Here is a 607-nt window from a genome sequence, read left to right on the forward strand (position 1 = left end):
TCGCTGCTCCAGACCCATCGGCATCGGCCTTTCCCAGCGCCTCGTGCATCGGGTTCTCGCCCGTACCGTCAGCAACATTGCCATTTCGCAGCATCGTGGTTGCCAGCAACAACGATCCCTATGCGGCGATCAGTTATGCAACGTCCTGCGCCAGTGCATGGGGCAGCGAATTTCTCGACGTCGGAGCACGCGGACATTTGAATGCCGCGAGTCAACTGGATGACTGGGCTGAGGGATACCAGCTTCTGCGGCATTTTGATGCGAGCGCACTAGCCTGACAGGCAATCTCGCAAGCGAATCTCTTGTCTGATGTTCAGTTCAAGACGCAATCCTCACGTTCTGCGTCTGGCCACCGCGCAAGCCCTGGCCGGCGCCAACTCGACGGACGTCTATACGACCGGCGCCATCATCGGCAACATGCTGGCACCGAACCCGGCGCTGGCAACGTTGCCGCGCGGTCAACATCGACTGCCTGATCGAGATCAGGATCTGCTGATTCGCCGGACGTCTTAATTTCTAGAGCACAGCTCTAGTAAGGATGGAAGCTGGCGAGAAATTGCTCGACCTGCTCCTGCTGCCGAGCATCCCGTGCGGCGTCACCGGATTC

The 607-nt window shown here is 59.1% G+C and carries 2 protein-coding genes; both read left to right on the forward strand.

The window, feature by feature from the left end:
• A partial coding sequence (locus tag ACTWPP_RS45075) for an RBBP9/YdeN family alpha/beta hydrolase (protein WP_443110631.1) occupies positions 1-278 on the forward strand: 278 nt, incomplete at its 5' end.
• Positions 279-309: 31 nt separating this feature from the next.
• Positions 310-513: a hypothetical protein gene (locus ACTWPP_RS45080; RefSeq protein ID WP_048933329.1), complete on the forward strand. Its 204-nt coding sequence runs from the start codon at positions 310-312 to the stop codon at positions 511-513.
• The last annotated feature ends 94 nt before the right edge of the window (positions 514-607 follow it).

Source organism: Actinomadura sp. 3N407, assembly GCF_052245875.1.
Classification (GTDB): domain Bacteria; phylum Actinomycetota; class Actinomycetes; order Streptosporangiales; family Streptosporangiaceae; genus Spirillospora.